The sequence below is a fragment of the Mycobacterium sp. genome, assembly GCF_044223235.1.
In the GTDB taxonomy this organism is placed as follows: domain Bacteria; phylum Actinomycetota; class Actinomycetes; order Mycobacteriales; family Mycobacteriaceae; genus Mycobacterium.
This window is the reverse complement of the sequence record NZ_JBGAME010000029.1, coordinates 18558-37943: the sequence shown is the minus strand read 5'-3', so window position 1 is coordinate 37943 and position 19386 is coordinate 18558. Positions and strand designations below refer to the sequence as shown.

At 68.2% G+C, this 19386-nt stretch carries 17 protein-coding genes and 2 pseudogenes; 11 read left to right on the top strand and 8 right to left on the bottom strand.

Features of this window, described 5'->3' with window-relative positions:
• Positions 1-75: 75 nt before the first annotated feature.
• Both hepT and ADBZ6K_RS23570 read right to left on the bottom strand, forming a co-directional pair.
• On the bottom strand, positions 76-465 hold the full coding sequence (hepT, locus tag ADBZ6K_RS23575) for a type VII toxin-antitoxin system HepT family RNase toxin (protein WP_526351254.1): 390 nt from the start codon (positions 463-465) through the stop codon (positions 76-78).
• 16 nt (positions 466-481) lie between these two features.
• The gene (locus ADBZ6K_RS23570) at positions 482-862 is read right to left on the bottom strand and encodes a nucleotidyltransferase domain-containing protein (protein WP_526351252.1); all 381 of its coding nucleotides are present in this window, start codon (positions 860-862) and stop codon (positions 482-484) included.
• A 229-nt stretch (positions 863-1091) separates the two neighbouring features.
• Between ADBZ6K_RS23570 and ADBZ6K_RS23565 the strand changes: the two are divergent.
• Positions 1092-1568: pseudogene (locus ADBZ6K_RS23565) on the top strand (hypothetical protein); the annotation flags it as partial.
• A 600-nt stretch (positions 1569-2168) separates the two neighbouring features.
• Here ADBZ6K_RS23565 and ADBZ6K_RS23560 read toward each other — a convergent pair.
• The 3 genes and pseudogenes from ADBZ6K_RS23560 to ADBZ6K_RS23550 form a co-directional block, all read right to left on the bottom strand.
• Positions 2169-2583 (bottom strand): annotated as a pseudogene (locus ADBZ6K_RS23560) (YdcF family protein); the annotation flags it as partial.
• A 109-nt stretch (positions 2584-2692) separates the two neighbouring features.
• Positions 2693-5314, bottom strand: coding sequence for an SEC-C metal-binding domain-containing protein (locus tag ADBZ6K_RS23555; protein WP_526351250.1), 2622 nt, complete (start codon positions 5312-5314; stop codon positions 2693-2695).
• Between the two features lie 43 nt (positions 5315-5357).
• Positions 5358-6440: an aldo/keto reductase gene (locus ADBZ6K_RS23550; RefSeq protein ID WP_526351248.1), complete on the bottom strand. Its 1083-nt coding sequence runs from the start codon at positions 6438-6440 to the stop codon at positions 5358-5360.
• 153 nt (positions 6441-6593) lie between these two features.
• Here ADBZ6K_RS23550 and ADBZ6K_RS23545 point away from each other — a divergent pair, with 153 nt between their 5' ends.
• Complete coding sequence (locus tag ADBZ6K_RS23545) at positions 6594-7517, top strand: helix-turn-helix transcriptional regulator (protein ID WP_526351246.1); 924 nt, start codon at positions 6594-6596, stop codon at positions 7515-7517.
• A gap of 236 nt (positions 7518-7753) precedes the next feature.
• On the opposite strand, the gene ADBZ6K_RS23540 is transcribed toward ADBZ6K_RS23545, so the two are convergent.
• Genes ADBZ6K_RS23540 through ADBZ6K_RS23530 form a run of 3 tightly spaced genes read right to left on the bottom strand, consistent with a single transcriptional unit; the run spans position 7754 to position 9772 of the window.
• Positions 7754-8416 (bottom strand): FMN-binding negative transcriptional regulator, encoded by a 663-nt coding sequence (locus ADBZ6K_RS23540; protein WP_526351244.1) that lies wholly within the window; start codon positions 8414-8416, stop codon positions 7754-7756.
• Position 8417: 1 nt separating this feature from the next.
• On the bottom strand, positions 8418-9161 hold the full coding sequence (locus ADBZ6K_RS23535; RefSeq protein WP_526351242.1) for a B3/B4 domain-containing protein: 744 nt from the start codon (positions 9159-9161) through the stop codon (positions 8418-8420).
• Positions 9162-9169: 8 nt separating this feature from the next.
• Positions 9170-9772: a helix-turn-helix domain-containing protein gene (locus tag ADBZ6K_RS23530; RefSeq protein WP_526351240.1), complete on the bottom strand. Its 603-nt coding sequence runs from the start codon at positions 9770-9772 to the stop codon at positions 9170-9172.
• 118 nt (positions 9773-9890) lie between these two features.
• On the opposite strand from ADBZ6K_RS23530, the gene ADBZ6K_RS23525 reads away from it, so the two are divergent.
• Genes ADBZ6K_RS23525 through ADBZ6K_RS23485 form a run of 9 tightly spaced genes read left to right on the top strand, consistent with a single transcriptional unit; the run spans position 9891 to position 19379 of the window.
• Positions 9891-10688, top strand: a complete 798-nt coding sequence (locus ADBZ6K_RS23525) for an IclR family transcriptional regulator (protein ID WP_526351237.1) — start codon at positions 9891-9893, stop codon at positions 10686-10688.
• A gap of 5 nt (positions 10689-10693) precedes the next feature.
• A complete protein-coding gene (locus ADBZ6K_RS23520; protein ID WP_526351272.1) occupies positions 10694-11128 on the top strand; it encodes a MaoC/PaaZ C-terminal domain-containing protein in 435 nt (144 codons plus the stop codon).
• Entirely contained in the window at positions 11125-12243 is a 1119-nt protein-coding gene (locus ADBZ6K_RS23515; protein ID WP_526351235.1) for a substrate-binding domain-containing protein, read from the top strand. Before ADBZ6K_RS23520 ends, ADBZ6K_RS23515 begins: the two co-directional genes overlap by 4 nt.
• A gap of 13 nt (positions 12244-12256) precedes the next feature.
• The gene (locus tag ADBZ6K_RS23510; protein WP_526351233.1) at positions 12257-13282 is read left to right on the top strand and encodes an ABC transporter permease; all 1026 of its coding nucleotides are present in this window, start codon (positions 12257-12259) and stop codon (positions 13280-13282) included.
• On the top strand, positions 13279-14811 hold the full coding sequence (locus tag ADBZ6K_RS23505; protein WP_526351231.1) for a sugar ABC transporter ATP-binding protein: 1533 nt from the start codon (positions 13279-13281) through the stop codon (positions 14809-14811). The genes ADBZ6K_RS23510 and ADBZ6K_RS23505 overlap by 4 nt, the downstream gene beginning before the upstream one ends.
• Positions 14804-15514, top strand: coding sequence for an SDR family NAD(P)-dependent oxidoreductase (locus ADBZ6K_RS23500; protein WP_526351229.1), 711 nt, complete (start codon positions 14804-14806; stop codon positions 15512-15514). The genes ADBZ6K_RS23505 and ADBZ6K_RS23500 overlap by 8 nt, the downstream gene beginning before the upstream one ends.
• Complete coding sequence (locus ADBZ6K_RS23495) at positions 15511-17076, top strand: acyl CoA:acetate/3-ketoacid CoA transferase (protein WP_526351227.1); 1566 nt, start codon at positions 15511-15513, stop codon at positions 17074-17076. The genes ADBZ6K_RS23500 and ADBZ6K_RS23495 overlap by 4 nt, the downstream gene beginning before the upstream one ends.
• Before the next feature lie 3 nt (positions 17077-17079).
• On the top strand, positions 17080-18225 hold the full coding sequence (locus ADBZ6K_RS23490) for a Zn-dependent alcohol dehydrogenase (protein WP_526351225.1): 1146 nt from the start codon (positions 17080-17082) through the stop codon (positions 18223-18225).
• Entirely contained in the window at positions 18225-19379 is a 1155-nt protein-coding gene (locus ADBZ6K_RS23485) for an acyl-CoA dehydrogenase family protein (protein ID WP_526351223.1), read from the top strand. Before ADBZ6K_RS23490 ends, ADBZ6K_RS23485 begins: the two co-directional genes overlap by 1 nt.
• Positions 19380-19386: the final 7 nt, after the last annotated feature.

Below are 19386 nucleotides of genomic sequence, written 5' to 3'. Positions count from 1 at the left end.
GGGCGATCGGCGTCGGCGCAATTGGCCGGCACGTTGGCCCTTGCTGCGCACCGCGAAGCTGCTGCCGCGGGGACGTCATCGGCGCGCGACGAACGCCGCCACCTGCGCAACGAATTGGTCGATGTCGCTGAGATCGTCGAGCCGGCCGAGGACGATCTCGTCCGAAACCTGAATGTACTCGTGCACAAGCACATTGCGGAAACCGACCGCCTTGCGCAGTGCGGCCGCGAGGTCGGCCGTTAGTACGCCGTGGGTGCCGAGGAGGCGCATCGTGTCGCCGTTGTCGGCGGGCGGTCCCCAACCTTCCGATGAGCAGATGTGCTGTGCGATATCGATGCCGGCCTCGATCGCCGTCACGAACGTGTACTTGACACCGCGCAACCACATCGGATCCGCCCGGCGGGACTCATCGGCGGCGGATTCGCGACGAAGAACTGCCAGGTCGTCGGTGATAGCCCGCAGCAAACGAAGGATACGGGTCTCATCGACCACGGCGCACCGCGTCTGCGAACTCTTGATGAGCCCGGGTGATCCGCGGGAGTTCGTCGAGGTAGATCTTGCGGGTGGTCGCCTCCCACACCACCCGGGCCCTGGGGTCAGCTTCGAAGAGGAGCTTTCCGTGGAGCGCGACACGGCCGGCGAGTTCGAGGGGAGCGTCGTCGAGGACGAGCAGGTCAATCCCCGGGGGCAGCAGAATGTCGAATGCCTTCGGGGGCGGCCCGCCGAAGAAGGCGGCGATATCGATGTCGGACGCGGGCCGATGGGTGCCGGCCGCCTGGCTCCCGTGCAGGTAGGCGAACAGCGCCCCCTGGCGGCGCAGCGCCTCGATCGCCTCGGCGGTTCGAGTCGCGACATCGGTCACGGGCAGATTGTCTCATCGTTATCCCGTGCACGACGGAAGGACGACCTCACACGCGTCGATGGGGCCAGGGACACAACTCCCGCTCGCCGCGGGTTCACTGCGCAATGGCCCGCTCCACCGGCAGATCACCGCGACGCGCCCGGCGAAACGCACAACCTGACACGCACGGGCTTCGGCGTGTCGCGGGCGTACCGCCACGCCGAACGGGGTTGTCGGCATAATTCCCCTGATGCCGGCCAAACGGATGGACCGCGAGCAGTTCTTTCGGGTAGTGGCCTCGTTCGACGAGGAGCGCCTGCAGAAGGCGCTGTGGAACGTCTACTGGCGCGGCACGGCCGACGTGCGGGAGCGGATCGAGGGTGAGCTGGCCAGTGACGGGCGCGCTCGCCCGCCGCGTCGGGTGTCCACCCCCGTCGATCCGGAGACGGTGCGATGGGAGGTCGACGAGTTTGTGTCGCTGGCCCGATCGGGGGCGTACCTGGCAGGGGACCGGCGGGTCTCGCCGCGCGAGCGAACACGTTGGCGGTTCACCTTCAAGCGACTCGTCGCCGAGGCCCAGGAAGCCTTGCGCGCCGAGGACGCCGGGCCCGGCGCACACGCGCTGGAGCAGCTGATCGATCTCGCGTGCGCGGTCCACGGCTACGAATACTTCCGCTCCGAGGACCCCGTGGCGGCGGCGGGCTTCGTGGTGTCCGATGCCGTAGCGGTGTTGTGGGCATCGACGTGGGAACGCCATGGCTTCCAGGCGTTCGCCGAAACCGCCGCGCCGCAGTTGATTCGATGGGAGTCGCGGTACGGCTGGACCCGCTACGGCGATGGGCCGGTCGCAGCGAAGGAGACCTCACTCGCCGTTGTGCTGGCGCGCGTGCTGCGCGTTGCGGATACCTGGGAAGGCTTCGCCGATCAGTACGCGCGGGCGCTGGACGGACTGGTCGAGCGCAGCTCATCGCATCGCTTTGGCGTACACGACCGGGCCAGCGCATTGGCGGAATGGCACGGCCTGTTGTTGGAGAACCTGGTGGACAGTGAGGGCGGTCCGCTCGACAGGATCGCCGGGCATGGCGCCCTGGGCGGCCCGGAGCAGATGTTTCTCGCCGCGCGACTCGCGCACCGACGCGGCAATACCCGCATTGCTCGCGATCTGGCGACACAGTGCTTGCGAAAGCTTCCCGGTCACAATGGTTTCCGTGCGTTCGCCGCCGAGATCGGTGCGACGGCCGCGCCATGAGCACCGCCAAGTGGCGACACCGGCCCCTACCGTAACGTTGACGAACGGGCTGATGGCATCACGCGCAAGGGATGAATCGGAGGTACTGGCCTTGCGGGCCAACGGGCCGAGAACTGCGCGTTTTGGATGGTGCTGTTTTGCCTTGTCCTCCACAATGATTCGGTTGTCCGGGAAACTGAGAAGCAGGATTCTGCGCATCTGGCCTGCTTCCGTCTGCCAGCTCTGCGGGTTCCCGCCGGTCACGATGATCGGCGATTGCGGAAAGGCCTGCGCGACAGTCAAACCGTGAGGACGCGACGGTGCAGGATCGTACGCATGGTGCCGTCGGGCTTGAGCCCGTAGCCGAGGACAACGATGGCAGGCCTCGAGAAGCCTTTCACCGCGATAGCGGGCTCGGCTGCCGACACAGCGGGGGAACGGGGGACAGCCCGCCCAGCACGGTGGCGACGGCGACGGCCAGTGCACCGGCTGCGGCTCTCCATCGACGTCGCATGCGTTCTGCACCTTCTGTGACCAACGGGTGGCGCCGCTGCCCGTGCGATTGTGCCGATATCGCCGCATGTTACGTCGGAAGCGGCATCATCGAGAATGGCCCTACGCCCTCAGCGCAGGCCGAGGGCGGCGCGCAGTCGGTCGACGTCCATGGCGCCACCGGGGAACGTGTCGAGGAGCTTGATCAGGTCGCCGCGCCGGGTGGGGTCGTCGGCGGCCTGCCTGGGCGTGTGACCGTCGAGCGCGGGGATCGGTTCATCGAGCCACCGGGTCTCGTAGCTGCGGATGAAATCGTCGAGAGCGGCGGCCATCACGGGGTCGTTGGGATCGACTTCGCCCTCGCTGGCGGGCGGCATCAGCGCGGCCAGTGCGGCCGCCTCGCGTGCGTCGCGCACCGGCCGGCGGGTTTGGTCGAGCACTGTCGCCGACGGGTCGAGGCGTGCCAGCGTGACCAGCACCCGGTCCATGCGCTGCTCACTGTTGGTTTCCACCTGCAGCGTGTCCCCGCGGAGAACCAGCGTGGCCCGGATGTGCGGTATGCCGTGGGTGGCGACGTGCTCGTGCCACCGCGGCGGCTCCTCCCCATCGGCCCGGTCGTAGGCCTCGTCGAGGGCTGCCTCGATCTCTGAGGCCTCGCCGATGCCGACGGTGGCCTCGCACAGGGCCAGCGGCTCACCCTCGGTGTTGGTCAGCGTGGGCGGTGCGAACCGGCGGCTGAGCTCCGCCACCAGGACCTCTGGGTCGGAGCCCTCGTCGAGCAGGTCGATCAGCGCATCGCGCTGGTGCAACGCGACCGGTTCGATTCCACCGAAGAACTGCATCGAGTCGCCTGCGGGCAACACGCGGGTGCAGACCAGCATCCCCGGCTTCAGCTGGCGGCTGGCGGTCCTCTCCTGTACCTCGTGGACGTCGCCGCTGCGCACGTCCCGCACCGTCATCCCGTGGCCTCGCCGAACCTGCTCGACCTCGAACACCGACCGCTGCGCCAGTAGCCACTGCTGCGCCAGCAGCCGCTCGTCGTCCGGCAGCAGCGAACCGCGGACGTCGAGGAAGTCGGCCAAGGCGCCACCCTCGAACAGCACGGCATCCACCACCAGGGGATCGTTCATCGCCGTGTCCAGCGCGTCGTCGACACCATCATCGAAGTCGTAACGCGCACGTTCGTAGGCCACCTCGGTGGTCAGATCCCGCCAGTTTCCATCCATCGCGTGTTGGGCGGCCTTGGTGTAGAGCCAATTCACCCGCTCGGCCAGCGGCAGCTCCTCGCGCCCGAGATGGCACTTCTTGTACTTGCGACCCGACCCGCACCAGCACGGTTCGTTGCGGCCGATATCGCCGCGCGGCTGGGCACGGTGCCGCTCGAGCAGCGTCACGAGTGGGTGATTGGGCGGCATGCCGGCGCGGCGCAGCAGCGACAACCCGCGCTCGGCGTCGCCGCGGTCGCTCGCGTAGCGGGCCAGGCCGACCAACGGCAGCGGCCAATCCGGATTCATCGTCTCCGCGGCCAGCAGCTCGCGTTCGGCGCCGGCGATGTCGCCGAGGCGTTCCAGCGCTACGGCTTGGAGCCATCGAAAGGCGACCCGCGCCGCACGGGGCACCTTCGGCTCCTGCGACTCCGCGAACATGCCCAGTGCGGCGGGGCGGAAGTGGCTCTTGCCGACCGTCTCGAGGGCCAGCAGGTCGGCCAGCAGCGGGTCGGCGAGGCTGGCGCCGACATCGGCGACCAGGTCGCTGAATGCACCGTCGCCCTGCGCGACCTCGGCGGGTTCGGCCCACGCTTCGTCTGCGCCTTCGGCGTCATCGGTGTCTGTGATGTCGGTGACCGTCAGCGCCTCGGACAGCTGGTTGCACACCTGAACCAGCGTGTACAGCGCGAAGGCGTCGTCGGGATCGAGGCCGTGACGCAATGCCAGCCGCGCGCATCCGTTCTCGAATTGCCAAGCGTCGATATCGAATCCGGCCGGTGCCAGCCAATCACCGTGGCGAGTCAGACCCTGCTCGTCGGCGATCTCGCTCAGCGGCGGCAGCGGCTCGGTGAACGCCGCCGGGTCCTCGACGCACACCGTCCACACCGCGGCGTCGAATAACTCCGGTACTGGCATGTGTTCGGCATTGTCTTCGGGGTCGTCCCCCGAGTCCTGCCCCGCGTCTTCCCCCGTGTCCACCACCGCGGCCAGCCGGGGGCCGACCGCGGCCTGCGCGGGCGCGGTGACCCGTTCGAGCACCAGTCCTTCCGCGCTCAGCCGCAGCGCGATCAGGTCACCTTCGGCCACGCCCAGCGCCGCCAGCGTCCCCGGCTCCAGCAGCAGCCCTCCGGCCCGGTCGACCGCCTCATCGGGGATGCCCCGCGCCTCCAGCAGCTCGTCGTCGAACCCGGCCAGCACGATCCGCACCGACGATCCATCGGCGAGCGACCGGTAGGGATCGTGGTCGCACAGCGCGGTGATCGGGTCCAGGTCCGGCGTCACGGCGAGCAGATCGTGGGCCGCCTCGCCGGCCGACAGGCGATGGGTGAACACTCGTCCGGCCAGCACCGCCGGCAGCCAGATCCATCGCTCATCGACCAACTGACCTGCCGGACAAGATATTTCGTCGAGAGCCTGCTCCAGAGCACCGGCCGGGTCGGCCACTCCGGCCTCGCGCAGTCGTTGCGCGATATCGTCCTCGTCCAGTGGGCCGTATTCGCTGAGCACCCGCTCGAGCGCCTCCACCGGGTCGATAGCATCTGCCACGGCGACCACCTTATGCCCCCGCTTCTGCTGCGCGAGGACCGCGTCAATACACATTCTCGCGCAGCAGAAGCGGGGGATAGACGCCGGATGACTGCCCGTCGACGGTTGTGCCTGCGAATTGCAGCGTCGCCCGCATCTCGCCGTTCAGGTCCGCCGGATAGTTCAGGGTGGGGGTGGAGACCTCGTCGAGGGCACGGAGCTGCTCAGGGGTCAACACGACGCCGAGGCTGTCGAGGTTGTCCTCGAGCTGCTGGACGCGCCGGGCCCCCAGGATGGGTACCACGGTGCCCGGCCGGGCTTGCAGCCACGCCAATGCCACTGCAGCTGACGATGTTTCGAGTCCATCGGCGATCCTTGTCACCAAATCGATGACGGCGAAATCGGCTTCGGAAGGCCCGCCGACGAACGCCGCACGGGCGGAGTCGGTGACGCCGCCGTCGCGGCGGTACTTGCCGGACAGGAAGCCGTTCTTCAACGGACTCCACGGCACCAGGGCCATGCCCTGATCCAGTGCGAGCGGCCCGATCTCACCCTCGACAGTCCGCGCCAACAGCGAGTACTCGACCTGCAGGGCGATCAGCGGGGTCCAGCCCTTCAGCAGCGCGGTGGTCTGGGCCTGACTGGTGACCCATGCCGGGGTGTTCGAGAACCCGATGTAGCGGATCTTCCCGGCGCGCACGAGGTCGTCGAGCGTGCGCATGGTCTCCTCGATCGGGGTGTGGCGGTCCCAGTTGTGCAGCCAGTACAGGTCCAGATAGTCGGTCTGCAGGCGGCGCAGCGATTCGTGCAGCTGGGCGATGATCGACGAGCGGCCCGCCCCGCCGCCGTTGGGGTCGCCCGGGAACATGTTGGCGAAGAACTTCGACGCCACCACGACGTGTTCGCGCCTGCCGGGATTGCGGGTGAAGAAGTCGCCGAGGATCTTCTCCGAGTGCCCGTTGGTGTAGAAGTTGGCGGTGTCGACGAAGTTTCCGCCGCGGTCCAGGTAGCTGGTGAGGATCTTCTCGGAATCCTCGACGCTGCAGCCTGCCCCGCCCGGATCTTGCCCGAAGGTCATCGCTCCGAGGGCGAATGGGCTGACCCGCAGACCCGAGCGGCCGAGTGTGACGTAGTGCTGGAGTGACATGGCAGGTGTCCTTTCTTTCTGTGTTCATGACACTTTCATCGAATCAACCGGCAGGCTCCTTGGGTAGATCGATCAGCGCGAGCTATTGCATAATCCTGCTCGATTCGGCTGGATTGGATTGTCTTGGATGACCGGACCTGGTTTGGTCGAACCATGAACACAGTCGACGGCCTGCTGGCCGAGATCCGTGACCGCGTCGCGGCGCATGCCCGGCCGGATCTGCGCACACCGATCGACGGGCTGCTGCTGTCCCGGGTTGTGACGCCGTCGGAAAGCCCGGAGTATTCACTGACCGAGCCGCTGCTGGTCGTCATGGCACAGGGCGGCAAGCAGCTGCTGCTCGGCGAGCAGGTCCACGAATACCATTCGGGGCAATGCCTGGTGGTGACCGCCGACCTGCCCGTCACCGGGCACTACATCGACGTCGAACCGGGCGCGCCGGCCCTGGGAATGGGTCTGGTGCTGCGGCCCGCCGCGGTCGCCGCCCTGGTGCTGCAGGCACGCATGGGACGCCTCTTGCGCGGCTGGCCGAGTCCGCCTGCGATGGCGACCGCCGATGCCGACGCCGAGTTGCTCGATGCCGTCGCGCGGATGCTGCGGCTACTCGACCGCCCGGCCGACGCGGTCGTGCTTGCCCCGCTCATCGAGCAGGAGATTCTCTGGCGGTTGCTCACCGGTCCACTCGGGGAGACCGTCCGGCAGATTGGGCTCGCCGACAGCGATTTGTCGCAGATCAACGTGGCCATCGGATGGATCCGGGACAACTATGCCGAGCCGCTGCGCATCGACGACCTGGCGCGGCTGGTCGGCATGAGCACCTCGGCCTTCCACCGGAGATTTCGGACCGTCACCGCGATGAGCCCGCTGCAGTTCCAGAAGCGGATACGGCTGCAGCAGGCTCGCTCGATGCTGCTCGCCCATCCGGGGGATGTCGCGGGTATCGGGCACTCGGTGGGCTACGACAGCCCCTCGCAGTTCAACCGTGAGTACCGCAGGCTGTTCGGCAGCCCGCCGGGGCAGGACGCCGCACGGCTACGCGGCCTGGCCGAAGCGCCGGGACTCGCGGCACTGGCTTGAGCCCGGAAACTTCCGCTAGGGTCACGCCCGCCCAACGAGACGGCCGCTGCCGACCCCTCGCCGAGGGTGACGCCACGGCGAGATGCCCGCGGCCAACCCTTCGCCGACGGTAACGCTACGGCGAGATCTCGGCGAAAACGGCGCCCTCACGTTACTTTCGCGACAGCGGAGGGGTGAGGGAGCGGGCGACAGAGGAGGGACGGGCGGGCGGCAGAGGAGGGACCGGCGGGCAGCGGCTACGACCCCCGGTGGGTCTTCCAGTCCCCGATCGCGGCGAGGCGTCTGCGCTGCTGGTTCGCGACGCCGATGTCCAGACCGTGATGGCGTTCCTCCAGGCGGCCGATGACGCGCTGCCGGTGCTCCACGGGATTGGCGTCGTCGTACTTGAACTTGGCCTCCACCCTCAGCACGGCGAGTCGGATTCCGCGGATACCCGACAGCATCCGCCCATAGGGATCTTCCCCGACGGCCACGGTGGCGTGCCCGCCCTCGGGTTGGAAGTCGTTGAGCTGGGCCGTCAGGATCGCCACCTTGTCCTCGGGATCGTCGACAATCGTTGGGCGGCAGACGAACTGCACCGCGGAGTAGTAGCTGGTGGGCACGCCGTCCTCGTCGGGGCCACCGGCCTTGGCCCGCCAGTAGGTGGGAATATAGGCGTAGTCGCCGATCACCGCGAGGCGGACCTCGGTGGCGGCTTCAAGATGCGCCCAGACGGGGTTCGGGCGGGCCAGGTGCAGCAGCAGTTCCTCACCGGCGGGGGTGAAGTGCGTTGGCAGCAGCAGCGGGGCTTGGGCCGGATCGACATTGTTGACCGCGAGCAACCCGAATCTGTCCGTACCGGTCAGCCAGTTCTGCCATTCGGCGGTATCCAAGGCGGCGTCCCACGGGTGGATGAGCACGTCAGCCTCCTCCGGTATGCATCGGGCCGCCGTTGGCCAGCAGCCTGCTCACGAGATGGACATCGGGGCCCAGCCGGCGCAGGTGGGTGGCCAGGTCGTCGGCGGCGGCGTTCATCTGTCGATCGGTCATCGGATCCAGGACGTCCAGGATGAACAGGGCGGTAGTGGTGTCCTCGCGCAGTTGGGTGCGGCGGGCCTGGCGCCAGTTCCACCGCCGGCACGTTACGCCGGCGTCGTCACACCACACCACCTCACCGGCTTCGGGGTGGTCGACGATGTCGGCACCGTCCGCGGTGGTGTCGAAGGGCTCTGTGCCGGTGGCCCGGATCAGCTGTGGCGCACCGGAATACCGGGTCAGATCCTCCCCGCCCACGGGCAGTTGATGCAGGACAGAGATCGCGTTGTAGATGTCGGTGAGCCGGTTGACCCGGGGCAGTTCCGCCTCGGCGCGACGGGTCAGTGCCTCCACGCTGTTGCGGGTGCGTTGTGGTTTGGCGCCGAACGCGCGGTAGGCCTCCCGCCAGGCCGCGATGTTCGGCAGCTGTTCGACCGGTTGTTGTTGAAGTGCTTGTCGCGCAACAAATTCAGCCTCGCGCAGCAGCGCGTCGCTGTCATCGGTGCCGGGTCCGGGCTTCACGCCGTCGACCGCGATCAGCAGGGCACGATAGTCCGGACGCAACGCGAACACGGCGTCGTCGACGCGCGCTTGGCCGAGGAACGCCTCGAGTGTCGTTGTGTCAGTCATGAGTTGTGTCAGTCATGCGTTGCCTCCGCTCTCGGCGAGTGTCGCCCGGGTTCGAACACTGTCAAGGAGAAGCGTGCGGGTTCCTCACCGGGATTGGAGTAGGTGTGGTCGACGTCGCCGGGGAAGACGACCGCGTCACCGCAGTCGAGGGTGACCAGCTGATCGTCGACCTCGATGGTCATCGAACCCGCGAGGACGTGCACGAGCTCCTTGGTGCCAGCGGCGTGGGCCTCGCTGGCGTGCCGGTCGCCGGGCCCCAGCGACCAATCCCACAACTCGACGACATCCGGTCGGGCAGTGGCGGCCACCAGCACTCCGCGGCTACCGGCCGAACCGCTCCACAGCTCTGCGCCCTCACCGCTGCGGGTCACCTTCACCCGATTGGATCTCGGCGGTTCGACCAGCGCAGGGAGCCCTACGCCGAGTGCGTCGCTGAGCCGAAGCAGTGTTCCCACACTGGGATTGACTGTCCCCTGTTCGACGCTGACCACCATGCGGCGACTCACCGCGGCCGCAGCGGCGAGCTGATCCAACGTCCAGGCCCGCGCCAGGCGCTCCTGCTTGACCCGCGCGCCGATCGCGGTGGCGAGCTTCGCGGCCTCCTGATCCACGTGGTGCACTATAACGCATTTCTAGTGCGGCACGGGACGACAGTTGGTGTCTTGACGCGAACGACGAGGGCGCCTATGGTCTAGCTCACATCCACAATATGGATAGGAGCTCCACAATATGGAGATCTCTGGTGCCCAGAGCGCTTACCGGGTCCTCGACATCCTTACCGAGGTGTCGCTGAACCCCGGCGCGACCGCGGGCGAAGTCGCCAAAGCGACCAACCTCACCGCGCCGACCGCGCACCGGCTGCTGCGGGTCCTCTGCGACCGCGGCTTCGCGGTGCAGAACGACGAGGGCAAGTACGTCCCCGGTCCGCAGATGCGTGTCCTCGTCGGCGACGGTGTCGACCACACCGTTCTGGAGGAGATCGCCCGGCCCCTGTTGGCCCAGCTGCGCGACGGCACCACCGAGACCGTCTTCCTCTCGGTCCGCGAAGGCCTGCAACTGGTCTACCTGGTGGTGATGCGGGCCCCGCACTCCGTTCAGATGTACGGCGAAGTGGGACAACAGCTTCCCTTGCACGGCACCAGCCAGGGCAAGGTCATCCTGGCCTTCCTGCCACCTGGTGTCGGTGACCGCATCATCGACCAGCTCGCGATGCCCCGCTACACCCCGTCGACTATCACCAGCCACGCCGAACTCCATGAGGCCATGTACGGAATCCGCCGCGACGGCTACGCACTGAACCTCGAGGAGCGTGAGCTCGGCGTGCGGTCCGTCGCGGCCCCGGTGCTCGACGCAGCGGGCAATGTGGTGGCCTCCGTGTGCGTCGGCGGCCCCATATTCCGCGTGACGGAGGACGATCTGCGCGGAAAGTTCGCCGAACAGGTCACCTCCACGGCGGCGGCCATCAGCGCCGAACTGCTGCGCCGCTACCAGCCCGTCGAGCCGACCGACCAGCGCGAGGCGCAGTGACCCCGATGATCCAGGGCATCAAGCACTTCGACGACATCCGGCTCGGCGCCAGCGCGACCCACACCGTCACCGTGGGTGCCGAGGCCATCGCCGCCTACGCGGCCCTCACCGGCGACCACAACCCGATCCACGAAGACGCCGCGTATGCCGAGGCGACCCCATTCAAACGCCCGGTCGCCCATGGGCTGCTCGTCGCCGGCTACGTCCAGACCGCGCTGACGAAGATCGTCGCACCGGGCGGTATCTCGACGACCTACGAGATCCGGCTCACCGCCCCCACATTCGAGGGCACCACCATCACCGCGCAGGCCACCTGCGCCGAGCTCGACCGGGTGACCCGACGGGCCACCTTCACCATCACCGTCGTCGACGACACCACCCGCGCCACCCTGATCAGCGGATCCGCCGTCGTCGCGTTCGCCAAAGGAGAGAACCGATGAAGATCCGTGCCGTCCTGCCCACCGTCGTGTGCGCTGCGACCGCTGTCGCGGTGAGCGCATGCAGCGCCGGCGTCAACAACAACGCCGACGCGTCCGGCACCGCCGCCCCGGCCGACGTTCAGGTCGATGACGGCGGCTGCACCAAGAACCACGACCAGATCGCCTCGATCCAGCAGGATCTCGCCAAGAACCTCTACGGCATCGCCGCCGCGAACTCGGACAAGGGGACCAGCACCAACCCCGACCCGAAGGCCCCGGGCGACCCGATCACGATCACGTTCTCCGTCGAGGGTCTCAGCCATCCATTCCTGGTCAAGCAGAAGGAACTCGCCGAACAGGCCGCGGAGAAGCACGGCGTGAAGATCAACGTCGTCAGCGCCAACGACGACGTCAACCAGCAGTTCAACGACATCCAGACCGCCGTTGCGCAGGGCACCGACGCGTTGATGATGATGCCCGCCACCACCCAGGGTCTCGATGCGGTACTCAAGCAGGCGCAGGACAAGGATGTCCCGTACTTCTTCACCCAGAAGGGCATGCTCGGCGTCGACCCGGTCTCCCAGGTCCTCGCCCCGTACGCCAACGAGGGTAAACAGCTGGGGGAGTGGGTCGTCGAGCATTACCAGGGTCAGGACAACGTCAACGTCGCCGTGATCTCCGGCATCCCCGGTGACCAGTCCAGCGACGCCCGCGTCAACTCCTTCCTGCTGCCGCTGCTGCGCGCCTGCACCTTCAACGTGGTCGCCAACCAGCCGGGCAACTATCGGCGCGGCGACTCCGAGAAGGCCGCGCAGAACATGATCGCCGCCAACCCCGACATCGACCTGCTCTTCGGCGCCAACGACGAGGCGGCGCTCGGCGGCATCGCCGCCCTGACCTCCAGCGGTCGCACCGGCGTGGACGTCGTCGGTCTGGACGGCGAGACCGACATGTTCACCGCCATCAAGAACGGCCAGGCACTGGCCACCGTCATCCACAAGCCCACCGCGGGAATCGTCGTCGACGAGATCGTCGAATACCTGCAGGGCAAGCCGGTCCCGGAGTACAAGGTGCTGCCCGAGGATCTGGTGACCAAGGAGACCATCGACGCCGGCTCCGCCGAACCGGCGTTCTGACATCGGAGAACTGATGACCACCACCACGGCACCGCCTCAGCCGGCCGGCACCGCAGAACGGCCGGAGCCCCGCTCCGGCCTGCGGGGCCACAGCCTGCGCGAACTCGCCCAGCTCGGGCCGGTCGTCGCACTGGTTCTGCTCGCCACGTTCTTCGCCTTCGCGGCGCCGAATTTCACCTCGGGGAGCAACCTCACCAACGTCCTGCAGCAGGTGTCGATCACTGCCGTCGCCGCCGTCGGCGCCACCGTGGTCATCCTGGTCGCCGGCATCGACCTGTCCGTCGGCTCGGTCGTCGCGCTGACCGGCAGCGTGGCGGCCCTCTACCTGCAACACGCGATCCTGTCGACCGGCGCGTCGGCCCTCGTGGCCGTCCTACTCAGCCTCGTCGTCGGCACGGCCTGCGGGTTCGTCAACGGCCTGCTGGTCACCGTTGCCAAGGTGCCCGCATTTATCGCCACCCTGGCCACGCTGACGGCGCTGCGGGGCATCGCGTTGCTGGTGACCAACAGCTATCCCATTTCGATCAACAACCCGGCGTTCACCACCATCGGCATCGGCAAGGTCGGTCCCGTACCGATCCCGGTGATCATCATGGCGGTGACGTTCGCGGTCGGCTACGTCATCCTGCACCGGCTGAAGATCGGCAGGCGCATCTACGCGGTCGGGGGCAACCGGGAGGCGGCCCGCCTGTCGGGCATCCGGGTGTCACGAGTCCTGCTGTTCGCCTTCACCTTTGCCGGGCTGTGCGCCGGCATCGCCTCGGTGATCCTGACCGCGAAACTGTCCTCCGGGCAGCCCGCCGGCGCGGTCGGCTTCGAGCTGGACGTGATCGCCGCAGTGGTCGTCGGCGGAACGAGCCTGTTCGGCGGCCGCGGCAGGCTCGCAGGCACGTTCCTCGGCGCGCTCGTGATCGCCGTGCTCGGCAACGGGCTCACCCTGATGAACGTCCCGTTCTACTGGCAGCAGATCGTCACCGGCGCCGTCGTCGTCGCCGCGGTCGTGCTGGACCGGGTCACCCGAGGGGAGCCGGGCGAATGACACCGGCAGCGGTGGCCACCGCACCCTCGCGCACCGGTCTGCTGACGGCGGAGGGCGTCTCGAAACGCTATGCCGGGGTCGCCGCCCTGGAGGACGTCTCGATCATCCTGGAGCCGGGCAAGATTCACGCCCTGGTCGGCGAGAACGGCGCGGGCAAGTCCACCCTGTCGAAGATCCTCTCCGGATTCGAGACGGCCGACGCGGGTGCGATCACCCTCGACGGAGAGCAGGTCCATCCCAAGAACCCGTCGCAGGCTGCCGCCCTCGGCATCGCGATCGTGCACCAGGAGCTGTCGGTGATCGGCAGCATCTCGGTGGCCGAGAACGTCCTCGTCGGTGCCGAACCCTCCCGGTGGGGTGTCATCGACCGCCGGGGTATGGCCGACCGGGCCACGGACTATCTGCGGCGGGTCGGCCTCGACATCGACCCGCGACGGAGGGCAGGTGAGTTGTCCATCGCCGAGCAGCAGCTCGTCGAGATCGCTCGCATCCTCGCCCAGGACGCCAGGGTGCTGTTCTTCGACGAGCCGACCTCCTCACTGCCGCACGATGATTCGCTGCGACTGCTCAACCTGCTTCGCGAGCTGCGGGACGGCGGCGCCGCGGTCGTGCTGATCAGCCACGACCTGCCGGAGGTCCTCGAATACGCCGACACGATCAGCGTGCTGCGCGACGGCAGGCACATCATCACCGGTCTGGCCGCCGAATTCACCGAGGAGTCGTTGATCAAACACATGATCGGCCGGAACCTCGACGTGCTCTACCACGGCCACGGTGAGCACCCGCAGGCCTCCGCGCCGCTGTTCACCGCCGAGAACATCAGCGCCCCCGGAGTCCGGTCGGCGTCGCTGAGCGTGCGCCCTGGCGAGATCCTCGGTATCGGCGGCCTGGTCGGCAGCGGGCGAAGCGAACTGCTCGCCGCCGTCTTCGGCGCCACCCGAACCACCGGTGGTGCAATGCAACTGAACGGAAAGCCCCATCGACCCCGCCACCCCGGCGAGGCGCTGGCCGCCGGGGTGGCGCTGGTGCCCGAGGACCGCAAGAACCAGGGTCTGCACCTGCGGCTACCGATCGGCACCAACATCGAGCTGGCCAGCCTCGCCGAGATGAGCAGCGGACCGTGGCTGCGCCGCCGCCGCGGTACGGCGATCGTCGATCGCTTCTTCACCGAGCTGCGGATCAAGGCGGCCAGCCCGGCCATGCCGGTCGGCGCGCTGTCCGGCGGCAACCAGCAGAAGGTGGCGCTGGCGAAGGTGCTGGCCACCCGGCCGAAGGTGCTGCTGCTCGACGAACCCACCCGCGGTATCGACGTCGGCGCGAAAGCCGAAGTGCACCGCCTCATCCGGGGTCTGGCCGACGACGGCATGGCCATCGTCATGGTGTCGTCGGTGCTGCCCGAACTGCTCGGCGCCTCCGACCGCATCGTCGTGATGCGTGCCGGCCGCACCGTCGGCGAGCTCGACCGCGCCGAAGCCAGCGAGGAGTCCGTCATGAAGCTCGCCTTCCAGGGGGCGGTGTCCGATGACTGACCGCGTCGCCGTGCTCACCGGCGCCGACGGCGGGCTGGGGCGCGCGGTCGCCCAGCGGCTGGCCAAGGACGGCTACCGACTCGTCCTCGGCTACCACCCGGGCAGCTCCGCCCCGGTCGCGGGCGACGTGGTGACCGTACCCGCCGACGTCACCTCCGAAGCCGATGTCGCACAGCTGATGTCGGCCGCCATCGACGAGTTCGGCAGCATCGATGTGCTGGTCACCCTCGCGGGCGTGATGGAGCAGTGCTTCGTCGACGAACTCGACCTGGCCACGTGGAACCACACCATGGCGATCAACCTCACCGGGACGTTCCTCTGCGTTAAGGCCGCCGCCGACGCACTTCGCAGGGCGCGTGGCGCCGTCGTCACCATCGGCAGCCAGCTCGGCTACACCGGCGGTGTCAACTGCGCCGCCTACACCGCCTCCAAGGCCGGTGTCGCCGGCCTGACCCGCGCGCTGGCCCGCGAGCTCGGGCCCGACGTCCGCGTGAACTGTGTTGCGCCAGGGCCGATCGAGACACCGATGACCGCCGCGCACGCTACACCGGAGTGGGTCGCGCAGAAGACAACGAACCTCGTGATGGGACGGTTCGGCACCCCCGACGAGGTCGCCACTGCGGTGTCCTGGCTCGCCGGGCCCGAATCGAGCTTTGTGACGGGTCAGACCGTCAACGTGAACGGCGGAGGGGCAATGCCATGAGAATCAGCGGAACCATCGCACCCGAGTTCCTGTCCGCCGCCGACGCGGTCGCACGCATCCCCGGCGGGGCGCGCATCCTGGTCGAGGCGTCCGGTGGCGGGGTCATCGAGCCGTCGGGACTGCTCGACGCGCTGGCCGAGCGGTTCCGGCGGACCGGGGCGCCGTCGAACCTGTCGGCCTACTTCTGCAGTGGCATCGGCGACCGCAACGGATCGGGCATGGACGTGCTGGCCCAGCGCGGCCTGCTGCGCCGGGCCGTGGCGGGACACTGGGCGATGACGCCGACGCTGTCGAAGATGGCCCACGACGGTGACATCGAGGCCTACAACCTGCCGCAGGGGGTGCTGGCGCAACTGCTGCGCGAAAGTGCGGCCAAGCGACCGGGATTGGTCACCAGGGTCGGGCTCGGGACGTTCTGCGACCCGCGCCAGGGCGGTGGTCGGCTCAACGCCAACACCACCGACGACCTGGTCGAGGTCATCGACCTGCGCGGCGAGGAATACCTGTTCTACCCCAGCCCGTGCTTCGACGTCGCCTTCATCCGTGGCACCACCGCCGACGAGCACGGCAACCTCACCCTGGAACACGAGACCGCCAAGCTGGGTGTCCTGGCCGCGGCCACCGCCACCCGCAACAGCGGCGGGCTGGTCATCGCCCAGGTCAAGCGGGTCGCCGCCGCCCACACGCTCAACGCCAAGAGCGTGGTCGTGCCCGGGCACCTCGTGGACGTCGTCGTCGTGCAGGAAGACCAGTGGCAGACCGCGATCAACCAGTACAACCCGGCCTTCTCCGGTGAGGTGTACGTGCCGTTCGGGATGTCGCCGCCGATGCCGCTGTCCGAACGGAAGGTGGTGGCCCGCAGGGCGCTTGACGAGATCAAACCCGCGTCGGTGGTGAACCTCGGCGTCGGCATGGCCGACGGTGTCGCGACGGTCGCCCTCGAGGAGGACAGGCTGCGGGAGATCACCCTGACCGTCGAGCAGGGCATGATCGGGGGCGTGCCCGAGCGCGGCGTGATCTTCGGCGTCTCCTGGAACCCTGAGGCGGTGATCGAGCATGCCTCGCAGTTCGACTTCTACGACGGCGGTGGGCTGGACGTCGCCTGCCTGGGCTTCGCCGAGGTCGACCAGCACGGCAACGTGAACTCCTCGCTGGTCAACGGTCGCATCTTCGGCGCGGGCGGCTTCATCAACATCTCGCAGGCCGCCAAGAAGGTGGTGTTCTGCGGCACCCTGACCGCCGGGGGACTGCGGCTTGACCTCGCCGACGGCCAACCGCGGGTCACCACCGAGGGCAGGCACCGCAAGTTCATCGAGCGGGTGCACCAGATCACGTTCAACGCCGCACTCGCCCGTCAGCGCGGCCAGGAGGTCATCTACGTCACCGAACGCGCGGTGTTCGTGCTCGGCGACGACGGGCCCGTGCTCGTCGAGGTCGCGCCCGGCTGGACCGCCGAGCAGATCGTCGCCCTGATGGACTTCCGGCCCAAACTCGCCGATGACATCCGGGTGATGTCGGCCGGCCTGTTCACCGCCACCCGCCAAGCAACCAAGGAGAACTGAGACATGCGTACCAGGGCAGCCGTCACCTACGGACTCAACACCCGCTTCCAGGTCAAGGAGATCGAACTCGACGAACCCGGTCCCAACGAGGTTCTCGTGCACCTGGTCGCCTCCGGGGTGTGTCACTCCGACATGCACCACGTCACCGGCGACCAGATCGCGCGGCTGCCGATGATCTTCGGCCACGAAGGCGCAGGCGTCGTCGCACAGGTCGGTGCCAACGTAACCCACGTGGTTCCCGGCGATCACGTCGTGATGTCCTACCTGCCGTCCTGCGGCACCTGCCGGTGGTGCACCAACGGGCAGACCAACCTCTGCGACCTCGGCGCGCACACCGTGGAAGGGCCGCAGCTGGACGGCACGTACAGGTTCCGCGACGACGAGGGCGTCGAACTCGGTCAGTTCTGCCTGGTGTCGACGTTCAGCGAATGGACCGTTGTGCCCGGGCAGTCCGTGGTCAAGGTGGACAAGCACTACCGCCTGGAACGGGCCTGCCTGGTGGCCTGCGGGGTGACCACCGGGGTGGGCACCGCGGTGTACCGCGGCGGGGTCACCCCCGGTGACGACGTGATGGTCTACGGCGTCGGCGGCATCGGCATGAACATCGTGCAGGGTGCCCGCATCGCCGGCGCGAAGCGGATCATCGCCTGCGACATCAACGACTGGAAACTTGAGCAGGCCAAGATGTTCGGGGCCACCCACACGGTCAACCCGACCGTCACCGACCCGGTGGAGTTCGCCACCGAACTCACCTGGGGCGTCGGGGTCGACAGGGCGTTCGAGGCCATCGCCACCGCGGAGACCATCGGTCAGGCGGTGCGCTCGGTCCGCAAGGGCGGTGTGGTCGCCGTCGTCGGGCTCACCCGGTACGACCAGCCCGACATCCCGGTCAACCCATCGGATTTCGTGCTGTGGCAGAAGACGCTCACGGGTTCGCTGAACGGCGGCTGCAACCCGCGCAACGACATCCCGAAGATGTTGCGGCTGTGGGATTCCGGCCAGCTCAACCTCGACGGGCTGGTCACCCGCGAGTATCGCATCGAGCAGATCAACGACGCGTACGACGATCTGCTGGCGGGCAGGAACCTGCGTGGCGTGATCCGTTACGAGTGGGCCGACGGTGGGGTCGACAGCGGGGTGGGGGCCTGATGACCCTCGCGTACCATCTCGACGCCGACGCCCAACAGTTCCTCGGCGTCGTGACCGACTTCTGCACCAGCCGGGTCGCACCACGCGCCCAGGAGATCGACCTGACCGGCGAGTTCTTCCCCGATCTGCTCGAGGATGCGGCCGAAATCGGTTTGCAGGGGCTGATCTTCGACGTCGACGGCACCATCGACCCGACAATGTTTGCGCTGGCGCACGAAACCACCGAGATCGTCGCCTCCTACTCCGGCGCGGTCGCTCTCGGCATCTCCATCGCCCGGCTGCACGGCTATCTGCTGGCGGCGTACGCACCGCCGGCCGTCCTGGACCGCTGGCTGCCCGGGCTGATCGACGGCACCGTACGCGGCAGCTTCGCGCTGAGCGAGCCGCACTCGGGCACCGACATCCGCGCCGGCCGCACGGTGGCAATCGACGCCGGGGCCGCCACCGTCAGCATCACCGGCGAGAAGGCGTGGATCACCCAGTCGCCCGCGGCGCAGTTCTGCATCGTGCTGACCAAACTCGGATCATCCGATCGGGATGCGCCGACCGCGGCATTCGTCGTGCCGATCGACACCCCGGGGGTGACGGTCGGGCAGGACGAGCCGATGTCCGGGTTCCGCGGAATGCCCATGGCGAACGTCCATTTCGACGACTGCCGGATCCCCGCGGCGTGGCGGCTGAACGTCGACGGGTTCCGCGGCATGCTCGAAGGCCTCAACCTGGCCCGCCTCGACGCGGGCTGTTACGGAGTGGGGTTCATGCGGGCGGCGCTGCGGGAGACCGGCGCCTACGTGCGCGACCGCATCGCGTTCGGCAAACCGCTCGCCGAGCTGCAGATCGTGCAGGAGAAGCTCGGCCGTATGCACGCCGACTACCTGGCCGCGCGCGGGCTGCTCCAGCAGGGGGTGAGCAGCTTCGCCACCGGCGGCGGCGGAGACTCGCATCTGATCTCGGCCGCCAAGATGTTCGCCACCGACGCCGCGATGCGGCACACCACGGAGGCCGTGCAACTGCACGGCGGCTACGGTGTCCACCTGCACTATGCGGTGCAACGGTTGATGCGTGACGCCAAGATCACCCAGATCATCGACGGCACCAGCGAGATCCACGCCCTGATGCTCGGCCGGGCCGCGGCGCGTGCCGACTGGTCCTGAGGAGGAA